The sequence below is a fragment of the Roseomonas rosulenta genome, from assembly GCF_016106005.1.
GTDB classification, from domain to species: Bacteria; Pseudomonadota; Alphaproteobacteria; order Acetobacterales; family Acetobacteraceae; genus Neoroseomonas; species Neoroseomonas rosulenta.
On the sequence record NZ_JACADR010000095.1, the window covers coordinates 1 to 15,298 of the forward strand.

A 15,298-nucleotide genomic window follows, 5' to 3' on the forward strand; every position below is an offset into this window, starting at 1 on the left:
TGGCCGGCCTGACGCCGCCGGCCCGGCCCGGCGCGGGAGAGAGCTGGGTGGCGCGGCTATCCGGCCGCGGTCGCGCGCGCGCCGTCTTCGCGGCGGGTCCCGACGACTGATACCGGCCGCGCGAAGGTCTCCCCTTCGTGCGGCGGTCACGCCCTGCGCGTCGCCTCAGCGCCCATTGGCTTCACGGCACGCGCCGCGGCTGCCAGCCGGCGGCTCGGCCCTCCGGCCGCGGGTCGGATTGTCCTGCGCCGGTCATGGTCCCGCCGCCGGGCACGGCCGCGGCGCCGGGCCGGGCTATGCCGCGAAGATCGCGCGCAGCAGCATCAGAAGGCCGGTCATCGCCCACAGCGCCAGCGCCGCCAGCGCGATCCGCTCGCCATGCCAGACCAGGCGATCGCGCAGCACCTGGCCCGCCATAGCGCGCACGCGCTCCGCCTCCGGCCCGCGGGTGAGGTAGCGCCGTTCATGCACGAGCATGGACCACATCTCGGTGCCGCGGATGTCGCGCCGCGGCGACCACAGGACGAAGGCCCAGATGACGGCCAGGACGATGCTGGTCAGGATCGCCCCGGACCGGAAGGCCAGCACCGCGTCGTAGGACAGCCCGAGCATGACCATGCCGATGCCCAGAGCCGCGAAGCCGCAGGCCCGTCGGATGGAGATGTCGGCGAAATGCTGCAGGACATCCAGCATGCCCCGGAGCATGTGCGCAGCGTCCGGGGCCGGACAAGGGGGCCGGCGTCAGGCCCGCGCCAGCACGCCGAGCCCGGTCAGCAGCGCCGCGCCCCAGAGCCAGACGCGCATGGCGGTGTCGAGGCTGGCACCCATCCGCTCGGCCAGCGCCGCCGGCACCGCGGAGAGCAGCAGCGTGGCCGTCGAGACGATCATGGAGGCGCCGTAGAACACGATCTCGGCCGTCGGCGGCAGCATCTCGGGCAGCCAGACGGGGTGGAAGAACACCACGTAGAGCAGCGCGGGGCTGACCAGGCCGTGCATCAGGCAGGCGCCGACGGTGCAGACGAACAGGGTCTCGCGCGTCATGGCCTCAGCCCCCCGGCGGCGGTGCGAGGCGCGGCGCGAGGCCCGCGCCCAGCATGAACAGCCCGGCGGCCCAGCGCAGCGCCATCAGCCAGCAGAAGGCGACCAGCGGCAGGAAGACGGGCGTCACGTAGCTCGGCACCAGGGCGCGCGCCGCCCGCACCGCCCAGTCGGTGAGGACGCGGAAGCCGCGCCAGATGTAGTTCGGGCTGTCGGGCGGCAGGAAGGCCGACATCAGGAAGCGCCCGATGCAGGCCCAGGCCACCAGGGCCAGCGTGTAGTTCACGATCCAGAAGGGCAGGTGCCCCAGGACGAAGTCGTTCATGGCACCCGCAAAGTGATGGGGCGGCCGCATCGCTGCAACCGCCCCGCATGACGTGTGGCACGGCCCCCGGTCGCGGGGGCCGGGCCGGCTACTCCTTCACCGCCGCGCGGCTGTCGGCCAGCTTCACGCCGCCCTTGGGGATGCGGATGGACTCGACGAAGTCCTGCATCGCCTGGGAGGGCGCCTTGGTGAACTGCGACACCACGTAGATGGTGAGGAAGGCGAGCGGCACGCCGAAGATGCCGCCCGAGATGTTGTTGATGCCCCACAGGCGCGCCACGACGCGTCCGCGCAGCACGACGTGGTCGGTGCTCATGCCAAGCCCGGCGAGCGCCTTGCCGAACCAGGCCATGGCGCCGTCCTGGACCGTCGCGGCATTCGCCACGATGGAGGCGGCATAGGCCTTGAACTCCGCCGAGGCGGTGGCGATGCCCGCCCCTGCCCGCGCCCCGGCCAGGATCGCCTCCTTGGTACCGAAGACCTCGAGGAAGGACAGGCCGCCGAACTCCGACCACATCAGGTAGCCGGAGGTGACGATGTAGCCGACCAGCATGCCCAGGCAGGCGCCGACGTTCGTCGTGCGCTTGTACCAGACCCCCATCACCAGCGCGGCGAACAGCCCCGCGGCGGCGATCGAGAAGGCCCAGGCGACGAGGAACAGGATGTCCGCGCCCGCATTGCCCGCCGTCCAGGCCGCGAACAGCGCGACCACGATGAGCAGGACCCGCGCGATGATCAGCCGCTGCTTGGTCGGCGCATTCGGGTTGACCATCTTGTAGTAGACGTCGTGGCTGAGCGCATTGGCGAGCGCCAGCAGCAGACCGTCGGCGGTGGACAGCGCCGCCGCCAGGCCGCCCGCCGCCACCATGCCCGCGATCACGTAGGGCATGCCCGCGATCTCGGGCGTGGCGAGCACGACGACGTCCGGATGGATGCGGAACTCGCTCCACTGCAGGATGCCGTCGTTGTTGGTGTCGACGATGTTGATCCATGGCACGCCGTAGGGCGACATGATCTGCCAGTTCTTCACCCACTCCGGCAGCGAGGCGATCGGCTGGTTGATGAAGTTCTGGTAGATCTCGAGCTTGCCGAAGGCGGCATAGGCCGGCGCCGTGAAGTACAGCAGGAAGATGAAGAACAGCGACCAGGCCACAGAGTTGCGCGCCTCACGCACCGACGGCGTCGTGAAGTAGCGCATCAGGATGTGCGGCAGCGCGGCGGTGCCGACCATCAGGCAGAAGACGAGGGCGAAGAAGTTCACCGCGGCCGACATGGAGAACTGCCCGTTCGCGCCCACGAAGGGCGCCGAGTGGAAGCCGATCACGCCGGGCGGCGGCGTCTGGCCCGCCGCGCGGAAGGCGGCCTCCAGCCCTTCGATCCGTTCCAGGGCGAAGCCGTACATCAGCTGCGGCACCGGCACGCCGGTCACCTTCACCGACATCAGGATCGCCGGGATCAGGTAGGCGATGATGAGGATGATGTACTGCGCCACCTGGGTCCAGGTGACGGCGCGCATCCCGCCCAGCATGGAGCAGACCAGGATGCCCGCGAGGCCGAGGAACACCGCCACCCCGAACGACACGTCGAGGAAGCGCTGGGTGATGATGCCCACGCCCACGATCTGTGCGACGACATACACGAAGGACGCCGTCACCAGCACCACCACGCCGATCGAACGGGCGAAGTTGCCGCCGAAGCGCGCGCCCAGGAAGTCGGGCACGGTGTACTGGCCGAACTTGCGCAGGTAGGGCGCGAGCAGGATGGCCACCAGCATGTAGCCGCCCGTCCAGCCCAGGATGAAGGCGAGCCCGCCATAGCCCAGCGCATAGAGGCTGCCCGCCATGCCGATGAAGGAGGCCGCCGACATCCAGTCGGAGCCCGTGGCCATGCCGTTGTAGATGGCCGGCACGCGCCGTCCGGCCACGTAGTATTCAGCGACCTGCGCCGTGCGGCTGATGATGCCGATATAGGCATACACGCCGATGGTCAGGAACACGAACATGTAGCCGATGATGCGGTCCGGCACGCCCATCTGCTCGAGGATGCCGAGGATGATCACGAAGCCGATGAACCCGCCGGTGTAGCCGGCGTAGATCTTGTTCAGGTTCGAGATGAAGGGGTCCTTGCCCCCGGTGCTGCTGGCGGACATGGATCAGAGGTCCTCCTGCACGCCGAATTCCTCGTCGATCTGGTTCTGCCGGCGGGCGAACCAGAACAGGCCGACCACGAAGACGATCAGGCTGCCCTGCGCGGCCATGTAGAAGCCGAGCGGAAAGCCCAGGACGCGGATCTCGTTCAGGCTCGGGGCGAAGATGTGGACCACGAAGCCGGCGAGGAACCAGATCGCCAGAACGATCCACATCAGCGCCGATGTCTTGGACCAATAGGCTCGCGCCGTCGCCGGATCGATTGCGGCTGGCGCCTCGTTCGCCGGCCCGGCGCCGGCTTCCATCATGGGCATTCCTGTTTCCCCCCTGCCGCCGGACCTTCGTCCTCGCGGCGTCCCGTGCGGGAATCGGCTCGACCGGCAGGTGCGCCGGGGTCCCCTCCCAACCTCAGAGGCGCTACCATGCACCCCCGAGGCGACGCAATATCCTTTCCATCCACGGCGGAGACCGGTCATTTTCCCCCTGAATTTGCTGCAGCGCCGCAAGTCTTCGAACCCCGAGGCGTTTGGTGCCTTCCTGCAGCGCCAAGCGGCCTTCGTCGCGCAGAAGACCGTGATCGACTACTGCCGGGTGAAATCGGGCCGGCAGGAAACCCGCCTGTTCGACGACCCCGACTTCCAGGCGGCGCTGCGCCATTGCCGCTGGCAGACCTATCTCGCGGCGCTGGCCGATGTCTTCGTCATCGCCGACGCATGGCTGCGCCCGCAGATGCCCTCGCAGCCCGACGCCCTCGCGCAGGGGATCGTGGCGCTGCACGCCACCGCCCTGGCAATCGAAACTCCACCGCCCGAGGAGGCCGCGGATGCCGCGCAATCGCTGCGCGCCTTTCCCGGCCAGCTCGCCGCGCGACGCCAGGCGCCGGCCGTGCCGCTGCACGAGATGCCGCTGCTGGCCGAGGCGCCGCTCTTTGCCACCCTGCCCATCCATGCCGACCAGCGCATCGGCGAGGCGCCCTACATCCGCGGCGCGCTGCGCCTGCACATCGTCTCGACCCAGCAGGAGATGGAGCGCCGCTTCGACCCGGCCGGGCTGGCCGCCGCGCTGGTCGCCGCAGGCTGACGCGCGCCCGGTTGGTCGCCGCGCGACGCGCCGCCATCATCCCGGCATCGACCGCGACGGCGGATGGAGCGGAGGCATGCGCCAGACCCTTCCAGGCCCGATGGTATCGCCGGCGGCCGCGCTGACCGGCGGCATCGCCGCCGCGATGTCGGCCGCGCCCCCGGCCTTCGCACCGGCCACGCCGCTCGCGCAGGTGCTCGCCGGGATGGCCGCCGCACGCGCCTCGGCGGCGCTCGCCATCGACGATGCGGGCCGCCCCGTCGGCATCCTGACCGAGCAGGACGTGGCGCGGCGCATCGCCTTCCGCCTGCCCCCCGAGGCACCGCTCTGCGCCGCCATGACCGCGCCGGTGACGACATGCGCCGAGGATGCCGGGCTGTGGCGGGCCGTGGCGCTGCTGCGCGCGGGCCGGCTGCGCCACCTGCCGGTGGTCGGCCCCGATGGCCGCTGCATAGGCCTGTTGCACCGGGCGGAGACGCTGGCCGCGGTCTCGGGCCGGTTGCTGCTGCACCTCGATGCGCTGGGCGGCGACGACGCCGCGGTGAAGCGGGCCCAGGCCGGCATGGCAACGGCGCTGCTGGACGAGGGCGTGCCGGCGCGCGACCTGGTCGGCCTGGTCAGCGGCATCAACCTCGACCTGCATCGCCGCGTGCTCGATCGCGTGCTGGCCGCGCACGGCACGCCGCCCGTGCCCTTCACGCTGCTGGTGATGGGCAGCGCGGGGCGCGGCGAGAGCCTGCTGCGCCCCGACCAGGACAACGGCCTGATCCTGGCCGACTACCCGGATGCGGAACATGCGCGCATCGACGCCTGGTTCCGGTCCTTCGCGATGCAGTTCAACGCCGCCCTCGCGGAGGCGGGCTTCCCGCTGTGCCCGGGCGGGATCATGGCGATGAACCCGCTGTGGCGGAAAACCCTGCCGCAATGGCGGCACCAGTTCGTTTACTGGGCGCAGCGGCGCTCCGGCGCGGCGCTGCTGTTCTCCGACATCGCCTTCGACTTCCGCCCCGCCGCCGGGGACCCGGCGCCGGCCGCGGCGCTGCGCGCGCATCTCGGCCGCGTGCTGGCGGCAAGTCCGGCGCTGCTGGCGGCAATGGCCGCGCAGAACCAGGGGCTGACAGTCGGGCTCACGCTGTGGGGCGGCTTCACCGACGACGAGCCCGGCCCCGGCACGCGCACCGACTTCAAGCTGCATGGCCTCATGCCCCTGGTCGCCGCGGCGCGGCTGATGGCGCTGCGCGCCGGCATCGCCGCGACGGGCACGCTCGACCGGCTGGCCGGCCTCGCGCAGCAGGGCGCACTCGCGGCACGCGAGGCCGCGGCGCTGACCGACGCCTTCGACCTCCTGCTCGACATCGTGCTGCGCCAGCAGCTCGCCGATCACGCGGCGGGCGGGCAGCCCGGCAACCTGGTGGATACCGCCGCGCTGCCGAAGGCCGACCGCGCCGCGCTGCGCGATGCGCTGAAGGCTGTGCGGTCCTTCAGCCGCGCGTCCTTCGGGTCCTTCACCGGGCAGATCTGGTAGTCAGAAGACCTCGGCGGCCTGGCCGATGTGCAGCAGCATGCGCGTGCGCCGCACCAGGTCGGGCAGGTCCTCGACGCCGCGCGCCGCCGCGCGGGCGATCAGCTGGACCCAGAGCGCGGCGGTCGCCTCGGCATCGCCCGGCGCCTCGTGCCGGCCCTCGATGACGATGCCCGCGCGCCCGCACAGGCCATCGAGCGAATGGTCCGGCTCCTGCGGGTCGAGCCAGCGCGAGGTCACCATCGAGCATAGCATGGGGTTGGGCACCGCCGGCGCGCCGCGGAACTCCTCCATGAACAGCAGCGTGCGGTCGAAGGCGGCGTTGTGCGCCACCAGCACGTCGTCGCCCGCGAAGTCGCGGAAGGCAGCGATCGCCGCGGCAGGGCCCGGCGCGCCGCGCACCTTCTCCTCCGTGATGCCGTGATAGGCGATGCCCTCGGGCGGGATGGGCCGGCCGGGATCGACGAGCGTGGCGAAGCGGTCCACCACCTCCGTGTCGCGCAGTCGCACCGCGCCGATCGAGAGCAGCCCATCGCCATCGGTGGGCTTGAGACCCGTCGATTCCAGGTCGAAGACGACGTAGCGCTGGAAGGGCAGCGGCCCAGGCGGGAGCGCCGCGTGAAAGTGCGCGCGCGCACGCACGAAGTCGCGCCCCGAAGGCTTCAGCCCCTTCGCGACGGCGGCGGCGGCGCGGCGGAGGATCCCGCTCATGGCAGCGAGACTGCCATGGCGTGCCGCCCTGCGTCACGCGCCGAGCGGCGCGGCCGTCGCATCGCGCCGGCCCTCGCGCTTCAGCCGTTGCCCGCGCGCGGCCATGTCGCGCAGCTGCACCCACATCATCGCTGCCATCACCGCATCGGCGAAGGCGTCGTGCTGGCCGAGGTCCGGAATGCCGAGGTCGCGGCGGATCGCGGCGAAGCGCAGGTCCACCGTCGTGCCCGGCGGCGCCTTCCCGTATTTCCGGTCGTAGTAGAGCGCGGAGACCTCGATCCGCCGGTTCGGCAGTCTGGTGCCGATCTGGCGCAGCGCGTAGCGGTCGATCATGCGCACGTCGAAGTCGATATAGTAGCCCACAAGCGGGCGCGGCCCGATGAAGCGCAGAAGCTCGGGCAGTACCTCGGCCATCGGGCGGCCCAGCGCCACGTCGCGCCGGCGCAGGCCATGCACCTTGATCGACCCGGCCTCGGGCATGCGCTCGGGCTTCACCACCGCCTCGAAGCGCAGGCTGGTGGCGATGCGGCTGCCGATGACGGGCACGGCGGCGATGGCGATGATCTCGTCCACCCGGGGATCGAGGCCGGTGGTCTCGCAGTCGAGCGAGACGGCCTCGTCCGTCGGCGGTTCGTCGAGCAGGAACAGGAACTCCGGATCCGCCAGCGCGGCGCGCCACAGGCGGCGGCGAAGCCAGGCGATCATCGCTAGAAGACGCTCGTCTTGAAGCGCGTGGCGATCACCTCGCGGAAGGCGCGCACCACGCGCAGGCTGTCGCGCAGGATGTCACGGTCGGCGGCGGTCAGGCGGGAGGGGCGCACGAGCGCTTCCTCCTCCACCGACCCACGGCGCACCGCCTCGATCTGGCTGGCGATGCGATAGGCCATGAAGACGCGCAGCGCGCCGAGCAGGTCGCGGCCGAGCTCCTCCTGCAGGGCGCCGGCTGCGACAAGCGCGGCGATGCGCGCGGCGGTCGGCGTGGTGGAGATGCCACGATCCAGCGCCATGGTGCGGATGCCGTGCACGATGGGGAAGATGCCGGCCTTCTTGATGTCGATCACGTCCCCGCCCACGCCGACGCTGGTCATTAGCGTGGTGAGCACACCCAGCGAGGGGGTGGCGAAGCTGTCGATCAGGTGCGCGAACTGCGCCAGCAGCGCGCTCTCGCCGCGCATCATGCGGAACAGCGCGGCCTTGGTGTTCTCCAGCAGCACGGTCGGCCCGTTCAGCGCCACGGCATCGAGGAAGATCGCGATGTTCATCGCCGCCTCGGGCGTGCGCGCCTCGACCCAGTCGCGCAGCTGGCGCTCCATGCCGGCGGCGGTCTGCGACCAGAGCGGGTTGCGCACCATCACGCCGCCGCGGCAGGGCGGGAAGCCGAAGCTGTCGAGCGCGCCGGAGAAGGCGTCGCGGAAGGCTGCGAGATCGGCCTCCGGCACCTCGGCGCCGAGCAGCAGGCCGTTGTCCTGGTCGGTGCGCACGGTCTGCTCGGCGCGCCCCTCGCTGCCCATCAGGATCAGGCAGCCCTCCGCGCGGATGCTCTCCGGCGCCACCAGGTCGAACAGCCGCACGAACAGGCGGCGGTTGAGGTCGGAGGTGATCTCGGCGATCGCCTCGACCTTCACGCCCTGGCGATGCAGGCGCTCCACCTGGTCCTGGATGGCGCGGGCAGGTTCGGCGAGCTCGGCCACGTCGCGCGCTGCGTCGATGCGGCGCGGGATGAGCTGCGAATTGCCGGCGAAGCGTCCGAGCAGGTCGATATCCTCGAGGAAGCCCACGAAGGCCTCACCGTCGCGCACCGCGAGGCGCCGCTTGTTGTGGCGTGTCATCGCCAGCAGCGCATCGAGCAACAGGTCGTCGGCCTGCACCGCGACGATGTCGAAATGCGCCAGCGCGCTGACCGGCGTGGTCAGCGGCATCCGGCGCAGCACCGCCGCCTTCGCCAGGTTCATGCCGGTGATCACGCCGGTCCGCGCCTCATGGTGCACGAACAGCGCGTTGATGTCGGCCGCCGCCATGGCCGCGCCGGCCTCCTCGATGCTGGCGCTGGCGTCGATGAACTCGGCGCGGTGGCGCATGGCGTCGCGCACGCGCGCGCGGAGCACCGATTCCATGCCGCCCTCGGGCCGCCGCGCCTCGGCGAAGGCCTCCAGCTTGCGGGAGACATCGGCGTAGAAGAAGGCGGCGAACGCCGGGTTGCGCGCGATCAGCCGGCGCACCAGAGCGCCGGGCAGCAGGAAGCACAGCGTCTCCTCGGCCGCGACGAAATCCTCGCCGGCGGCGCCATGCACCAGGGCGCGGCTGTCGAAGCTGTCGCGCGGGCCGAGCACGCCCTGCAGCGCATCGCCCTCGCGCGCCTCGACCGCGCCCTTGATGACCACGTGCAGCACTTCGGCCGCGGCACCGCGGGCGATGATGACCTCGCCGGGGGCGAAATAGCCGATATCGGCGGCGGCACGCAGCTCCTCCACCTCCGGCTGGGTCAGCCGGTCGAAGGGCGGGTTCTGCGTGTCGAAGCCGGTGGCCATGGATGTGCCGGCGCGGCCCCGCGAAGGGCCGCGCCGCGCGTCTCAGTGCAGGTGCGCCGAGGAGGCGCCGATGCCGGTCTCGGAGCGCACGTATTGCGCGTCGAACCCAGCCTGCTCCTTACTTGCCTGCGCGGAGCTGTCGGTCTTCGAGAAGAACCAGATGCCGACGAAGGCGATGGTCATCGAGAACAGCGCCGGGTTGTCGTAGGGGAACAGCGCCTCCGCGAAGCCCAGCGTCTGCACCCAGACCGCCTTGGACAGCACCACCATCACCACCGCGCTGGTCAGCCCGAGGAAGCCGCCGATCAGCGACCCGCGCGTGGTCGTGCCCTTCCAGAACACCGACATCAGCAGCACAGGGAAGTTGCACGACGCCGCCACCGCGAAGGCGAGGCCCACCATAAAGGCCACGTTCTGGTTCTCGAACACGTAGCCGAGCACGATCGCGACGATGCCGATCGCCACCGCCGAGATCTTGGAGATCCGCACCTCCTTCTGCTCATCCGCACGTCCGCGCGCGATCACCTCGGCATAGAGGTCGTGGCTGACCGCCGATGCGCCCGCGAGCGTGAGCCCCGCCACCACCGCGAGGATGGTCGCGAAGGCCACCGCCGAGATGAAGCCGAGGAACAGCGACCCGCCCACTGCGCTCGCGAGGTGGATCGCCGCCATGTTGGTGCCGCCCAGCAGCCCGGTGATGCGGTTGATCACGCCCCCCGCCCCGGCAGTGTAGAAGCTGTCATCGGTCATCAGGAAGGTGATGGCGCCGAAGCCGATGATGAAGGTCAGGATGTAGAAATAGGCGATGAAGCCGGTCGCGTAGAACACCGACTTGCGTGCCGCCTGCGCGTCCGACACCGTAAAGAAGCGCATCAGGATATGCGGCAGCCCCGCCGTGCCGAACATCAGCGCCAACCCGAGCGAGATGGCCGAGACGGGGTCCGACACCAGCGCGCCCGGCGCCATGATGGCGTCGTGGCGGGGATGGATGTTGACCGCGTCGGCGAACATCGCCTCCGGGCTGAAGCCGTAGCGCCACATCACCATGAAGGCCATGAAGGACGCGCCGGCCAACAGCAGGCAGGCCTTGATGATCTGCACCCAGGTGGTGGCCTTCATGCCGCCGAAGGCGACGTAGACGATCATCAGGATGCCCACGATCACCACGGCATAGAGGTAGTCCAGCCCGAACAGCAGCTGGATCAGCTTCCCCGCGCCCACCATCTGCGCGATCAGGTAGAAGGCCACCACCACCAGCGTGCCGGTCGCCGACAGGATGCGGATCGAGGTGGGTTCCAGCCGGAAGGACGCGACATCGGCGAAGGTGAACTTGCCGAGGTTGCGCAGCCGCTCCGCGATCAGGAACAGGATGACGGGCCAGCCGACCAGGAAGCCGATCGAATAGATCAGCCCGTCGAAGCCCGAGGCGAACACGAGCCCCGAGATGCCCAGGAAGGACGCGGCGGACATGTAGTCCCCCGCGATCGCGAGCCCGTTCTGGAAGCCGGTGATGCCCCCGCCCGCGGCATAGAAATCCGCCGCCGAGCGCGTCTGCATCGCCGCCCGCCAGGTGATGCCGAGCGTGCCGAGGACGAACAGGAAGAACATCACGATCGCCGCCCAGTTCAGCGCCTGGCGATCGACCTGCCCCTCCAGCGCGCCGGCGGCATGCGCCACCGTGCCGGTCGCAGCGACCAACGCCACGATCCAAAGAGGGCGCCTCATGACTCGAGCTCCGCCTTGAGCCGCGCCGTCATCTCGTCGAACTCGCCATTGGCGCGCCGGACATAGATGCCGGTCAGCAGGAAGGCCGAGACGATCACCACCAGCCCCAGCACGATGCCGAGCGAGGTGACGCCGCCGCCCACCTTCACCGCCAGCAGCGGCTTGGCGAAGGCGACGAGCGCGATGAAGCCGAAATAGATCACCAGCATGATGACCGAGAGGGTCCAGGCGAAGCCGGAGCGGCGCCGGACCAGGTCCTGGAATCGGGGGCTGTTCAGCACCCGGATATGCGGATCGTCGCTCATGTCCTGGCCTTCCTGTTGCCTGGCGTCTGTCCCGGTCACAGCCGCGCCGCACCCTTAGCCGCATGCGGCGCGGCGAATCTTGATCTGGCGCAACAGGGTGGCCGGCCTTGCGGCCTGCAGGCGCGCCGGTCCAGGCTCTTGGCAATCACGGGGGGAGAACGGCACATGGCCGAAGGTGCCACGCGGTATGACGAGACGTTCGCCGCCTGGCGGCGCGACCCGCCCGCCTGGTGGCGGGCGGCCGCATCCGGCATCAGTTGGGATACCCCGCCCGCGCGCGCCTTCGACCCGTCGCTCGGCGTCTATGGTCGCTGGTTCCCGGGCGGGCGGCTGAACACCTGCTTCAATGCGGTGGATCGCCACGTCGCGGCCGGCCACGGCGACCGGGCCGCGATCATCTGGGACAGCCCGATGACCGGGCAGGTCGAGACGATCACCTATGCGCGGCTGCTGGACCGCGTCTCGCGCCTCGCCGGTGCGCTCGCCGCGCGCGGCGTGGCCCGCGGCGATCGCGTCGTCATCTACATGCCGATGGTGCCGGAGGCGGCGGTCGCGATGCTCGCCTGCGCGCGGCTTGGCGCCGTGCATTCGGTCGTGTTCGGCGGCTTCGCCGCGGCGGAGCTCGCCGCGCGCATCGCGGATGCGAAGCCGCGCGCCATCGTCACCGCCTCCTGCGGGCTCGAGCCCGGGCGCGTGGTGAAGTACAAGCCGCTGATCGACGCCGCGATCGCGCTCAGCCCCCACAAGCCTTCGTCGGTGCTGATCCTGCAGCGGCCGCAATCGCCCTGCGACCTCATGCCCGGCCGCGACGAGGACCTGCTGGAAGCCGAGGCCGCCGCCGCGCCGCACCCCTGCGTGAGCGTGGAGGCGACCGACCCGCTCTACATCCTCTACACCTCGGGCACGACCGGCGCGCCCAAGGGTATCCTGCGCGACAACGGGGGCCACGCGGTCGCGCTGAACAACTCCATGTCCATGGTCTATGGCGTGAACGCCGGCGATGTCTTCTGGGCGGCGTCGGACGTCGGCTGGGTGGTGGGCCATTCCTACATCGTCTACGCGCCGCTGCTGGCCGGCTGCACCACCGTGCTGTTCGAGGGCAAGCCCATCGGCACGCCCGATGCCGGTACCTTCTGGCGCGTCTGCGCGCAGCACGGCGTGCGCGTGCTGTTCACCGCGCCCACCGCCATCCGCGCCATCAAGAAGGAGGACCCCGAGGGCGCGCTGCTCAAGCGCCACGACCTATCGCGCCTCGATGCGCTGTATCTCGCCGGCGAACGCTGCGACCCCGACACCATCACCTGGTCGCAGCGTCTGCTGGGCAAGCCCGTGGTCGACCACTGGTGGCAGACCGAGACGGGCTGGACCATCACCGGCAATTTCCGCGGCCTTGGCCTGTTCCCAACCAAGCCTGGTTCCGGCGGCAAGCCCGCGCCCGGCTACGACGTGGTGGTGCTGGACGAGTCGAACCAGGAAGTCCCACGCGGGCAGATCGGCAGCCTCGCCATCCGCCTGCCGCTGCCGCCGTCCTGCCTGCCCACGCTGTTCAACGCGGACAACCGCTTCCGCGACGCCTATCTCTCGGCGCATCCCGGCTACTACAGCACGGCCGATGCCGGGATGATCGACGCGGACGGCTACGTCTCCGTCATGTCGCGCACCGACGACATCATCAACGTGGCCGGCCATCGCCTGTCCACCGGCGCGATGGAGGAGGTGCTCGCCGCGCATCCCGACGTCGCGGAATGCGCCGTGGTCGGCGTGCGGGATACGCTGAAGGGCCAGGTCCCGCTCGGCCTGGTGGTGCTGAAATCCGGCGTGACGCGCGCCGATGCCGAGATCACCGCCGACCTCATCGCCATGGTGCGCGACCGCATCGGCCCCGTCGCCGCCTTCAAGGAGGCGCGCGTGGTGGCCCGCCTGCCCAAGACGCGCTCCGGCAAGATCCTGCGCGCCACGCTGCGCAAGATCGCCGATGGCGACGACTACGTGGTGCCCCCCACCATCGACGACCCGGCGATCCTGGAGGAGGTGACGAGCGTGCTGAAGGCCGCGATGCGCTGAGCCTCAGTCGATCGTCGCCGCCTCGATCAGCAGCACCAGTTCGCGCCCGGTGCCGGGTTCGCGCACCGCTCCGGTGAAGTGCAGCGCGAGCTCGTTCATCCCGGCCCGCAGCGCGACGTCGAGAGACAGCTCATGCGCCTCGCGCAGCCCGGTTCCGGTGGCCTCGATCGCCGTCTCCGGGCCGCCATTGAGCTCGGCGCGCAGCGCCTGGCGCGGCAGCAGGCTGCGGTAGCGCAGCTTCAGCCGGGCCGGCCCTTCCGCCGCCGCCTCCAGCACCAGGCAGGCGCGGCGCGCCACGACCCAGCGCACGCCGCCGGCGATGCCGAGGTCCTCGAAGGGCCCTTCCTGCGGCCCGATGCCGGCGGAGAGATCCCAGCGGATGCAGGCGCCATCGCACGACGGCGCGTCCCCGATGCCATCGCGCGACGGCGCGTCGGCAAAACCCTCGCGCGAAGGCGCGTCGGCAAGACCAATGCGCGCAGCCACCTCCGCGAGATCGTCGCGCGCGGGCACAGCGGTCACGCCATCCTGCGCCGTCGCTTCGGTCGGATCGGCATGCGCGCGCACCTCCGCAGGCCCTGCCCCGGGCGCCGCCGTCCCGGCCATCGGCGCCGCTGAAACGCGGCGCAGCACCGGCGCCTCGCCCGCCGCCGCGTCCGCCACCAGGTCCCAGGCCGCGGGCGCGCCCTGGCGCAACAGGGCCGGCGGGAGGGTCGCAGTCGCAAGCCATTCCTCACCGGCCGCGCTGATCTCCATCGGCACAGGCACGGCGTTCACATGCAGCGCCAGGCTGCGCAGCACCGGGATGCCGGCAGGGGCGAAGCAGAAGGCCAGCACGCAGGGCGTGGCCGGGTCTGACGCCACCTCGCCGCTCAGCGCCGGGGCCACCGGCCAGCCGCCGCCCGCAGCGGCCGTCCCCAGCACCCGCGCCGAAGGGCCATCCTGCGCCCGCACCATCCGCGCCGCGGCCTCCTGCGCCACCGGCCCCACGCGGATGCCCGCCACCAGCACGCCCAGGTCGCGCGCCTCGTTCGCCGGGCGATAGGTGTAGGGCAGCCGCAGCTTCAGCAGCACGCGCGGCTGCGCGCGCCCCGGCCCCGCCCCCTGCACGACCAGGCGCGCGCCGCGGCCGATGCGCGTGTAGGACAGGCTCACCGGCCCCTCCCCGGCCACCGCCTCGCAGCGGTCGAGCTGCTCCGCGCCGAAGAAGGAGAGCAGCGTCAGTTCGACCTCCCAAGGCTCGTCGAAGGGCCAGTCGAAGGCGATGACAGGCTCCTGCGCGGTCCAGCGCACCTGTCGGCCATCCACCGTCTCGGGCCGGTGCCAGCCCGCCTCCATGCGCTGCAGGTCGATCGGCGTATGCAGCGCGCGGCGCACCAGCGCAGCCGTCGCCTTGTGGCGCACCCACAGCGCCGCGACCTGGTCGATCAGCGCCGCCGCGCCATTGGCGGCGCGATAGCGCGCGCCGGCCTCGGCGGAGCGGGCCTGCAACTCCGCGATGCGCGGCAGCGCATCGGCGAAGGCGTCGGCGATCGCCTCCGCGCTGTGCGCGGCATGGGCGACATGCCCCGCCCCCCAGTGCCGCGCCTCGTGCTCGAGCCAGGTGCCCTCCGGCACCACCACCGGCAGGCCGAGGCTGATCGCCTCCCACAGCACGCCCGAGGATTTCCGCCGGTACAGCGCGGGGTCGTAGGGGAACAGCGCGATGCGCGCGCCGCGCAGCAGGTCGAGATACGCCTCGGGCGCGAGCCGCCCGGCCGCCACCTCGATGTTCGGCGCGCCGGCGCGCAGCCCGGGCAGCGCCTCGGCCGCCGCGCGCGCCTCGCCCCAGGCGGCGGCCGCATTCACATGCG

Annotated in this window: 14 protein-coding genes; 3 read left to right on the forward strand and 11 right to left on the reverse strand. The window is 71.3% G+C overall.

Annotation, left to right across the window (positions count from 1 at the left end; translation table 11 throughout):
• Positions 1 to 294: 294 nt before the first annotated feature.
• The 5 genes from HW578_RS13140 to HW578_RS13160 form a co-directional block, all read right to left on the reverse strand.
• Positions 295 to 705 carry a hypothetical protein gene (locus HW578_RS13140; protein WP_198371001.1) on the reverse strand — a complete coding sequence of 137 codons (411 nt, stop codon included), beginning with the start codon at positions 703 to 705 and terminating at the stop codon, positions 295 to 297.
• Between the two features lie 36 nt (positions 706 to 741).
• Positions 742 to 1,041, reverse strand: coding sequence for a hypothetical protein (locus HW578_RS13145; protein ID WP_198371002.1), 300 nt, complete (start codon positions 1,039 to 1,041; stop codon positions 742 to 744).
• A gap of 4 nt (positions 1,042 to 1,045) precedes the next feature.
• Positions 1,046 to 1,363 (reverse strand): YggT family protein, encoded by a 318-nt coding sequence (locus HW578_RS13150; RefSeq protein WP_198371003.1) that lies wholly within the window; start codon positions 1,361 to 1,363, stop codon positions 1,046 to 1,048.
• Positions 1,364 to 1,451: 88 nt separating this feature from the next.
• Positions 1,452 to 3,512 carry a sodium:solute symporter family protein gene (locus HW578_RS13155; protein ID WP_198371004.1) on the reverse strand — a complete coding sequence of 687 codons (2,061 nt, stop codon included), beginning with the start codon at positions 3,510 to 3,512 and terminating at the stop codon, positions 1,452 to 1,454.
• 3 nt (positions 3,513 to 3,515) lie between these two features.
• Positions 3,516 to 3,818 (reverse strand): DUF4212 domain-containing protein, encoded by a 303-nt coding sequence (locus HW578_RS13160; protein WP_232478933.1) that lies wholly within the window; start codon positions 3,816 to 3,818, stop codon positions 3,516 to 3,518.
• A 181-nt stretch (positions 3,819 to 3,999) separates the two neighbouring features.
• Here HW578_RS13160 and HW578_RS13165 point away from each other — a divergent pair, with 181 nt between their 5' ends.
• Positions 4,000 to 4,590 (forward strand): hypothetical protein, encoded by a 591-nt coding sequence (locus HW578_RS13165; RefSeq protein ID WP_198371005.1) that lies wholly within the window; start codon positions 4,000 to 4,002, stop codon positions 4,588 to 4,590.
• A gap of 76 nt (positions 4,591 to 4,666) precedes the next feature.
• The gene (locus HW578_RS13170) at positions 4,667 to 6,115 is read left to right on the forward strand and encodes a DUF294 nucleotidyltransferase-like domain-containing protein (RefSeq protein WP_198371006.1); all 1,449 of its coding nucleotides are present in this window, start codon (positions 4,667 to 4,669) and stop codon (positions 6,113 to 6,115) included.
• On the opposite strand, the gene HW578_RS13175 is transcribed toward HW578_RS13170, so the two are convergent.
• The 5 genes from HW578_RS13175 to HW578_RS13195 are packed head-to-tail and all read right to left on the reverse strand — an operon-like array spanning position 6,116 to position 11,381.
• Positions 6,116 to 6,823, reverse strand: a complete 708-nt coding sequence (locus tag HW578_RS13175) for a 3'-5' exonuclease (protein ID WP_198371007.1) — start codon at positions 6,821 to 6,823, stop codon at positions 6,116 to 6,118.
• 33 nt (positions 6,824 to 6,856) lie between these two features.
• Positions 6,857 to 7,528 (reverse strand): 3'-5' exonuclease, encoded by a 672-nt coding sequence (locus HW578_RS13180; RefSeq protein ID WP_198371008.1) that lies wholly within the window; start codon positions 7,526 to 7,528, stop codon positions 6,857 to 6,859.
• Between the two features lie 2 nt (positions 7,529 to 7,530).
• A complete protein-coding gene (locus HW578_RS13185; RefSeq protein ID WP_198371009.1) occupies positions 7,531 to 9,351 on the reverse strand; it encodes a DUF294 nucleotidyltransferase-like domain-containing protein in 1,821 nt (606 codons plus the stop codon).
• A gap of 42 nt (positions 9,352 to 9,393) precedes the next feature.
• Complete coding sequence (locus tag HW578_RS13190) at positions 9,394 to 11,076, reverse strand: cation acetate symporter (RefSeq protein WP_198371010.1); 1,683 nt, start codon at positions 11,074 to 11,076, stop codon at positions 9,394 to 9,396.
• A complete protein-coding gene (locus tag HW578_RS13195) occupies positions 11,073 to 11,381 on the reverse strand; it encodes a DUF485 domain-containing protein (protein ID WP_198371011.1) in 309 nt (102 codons plus the stop codon). Before HW578_RS13195 ends, HW578_RS13190 begins: the two co-directional genes overlap by 4 nt.
• Positions 11,382 to 11,546: 165 nt before the next feature.
• Between HW578_RS13195 and HW578_RS13200 the strand changes: the two genes are divergently transcribed.
• Positions 11,547 to 13,445, forward strand: coding sequence for an AMP-binding protein (locus HW578_RS13200; RefSeq protein WP_198371012.1), 1,899 nt, complete (start codon positions 11,547 to 11,549; stop codon positions 13,443 to 13,445).
• Positions 13,446 to 13,448: 3 nt separating this feature from the next.
• On the opposite strand, the gene HW578_RS13205 is transcribed toward HW578_RS13200, so the two are convergent.
• The coding region (locus HW578_RS13205; RefSeq protein WP_198371013.1) for a hypothetical protein at positions 13,449 to 15,298 on the reverse strand (1,850 nt) is incomplete at its 5' end.